The sequence below is a fragment of the Escherichia sp. AM3 genome (genome assembly GCF_032029835.1).
Taxonomy (GTDB): domain Bacteria; phylum Pseudomonadota; class Gammaproteobacteria; order Enterobacterales; family Enterobacteriaceae; genus Escherichia; species Escherichia coli.
Window position 1 is genome coordinate 1 of the sequence record NZ_JAVUPQ010001376.1, and the last position, 230, is coordinate 230.

General features: G+C 60.4%; 1 protein-coding gene. It reads left to right on the forward strand.

Going from position 1 to position 230, the window contains the following annotated elements:
• Window positions 1-230, forward strand: a 230-nt coding sequence (locus RTW80_RS31115) for a family 1 glycosylhydrolase (RefSeq protein ID WP_312722124.1), incomplete at both ends; no start/stop codon positions are given.

The window sequence follows — 230 nt, forward strand, 5'->3', positions numbered from 1 at the left end:
GATCTGATGTTTAACCGCAGCTTCCTCGACCCGGTGCTGCGCGGGGAGTATCCGGCGGACCTGGTGGCATTGCTGAAATCTTACGATCAGCTGCCCGCCTGCAAGCCGGAAGACGGTTTCCTGATTGCGGAAGGGAAAATCGACCTGCTCGGCGTTAACTACTATCAGCCGCGTCGCGTGAAGTGTCGCGACAGCGCGGTGAACCCGCAGGCGCCGTTTATGCCGGAGTG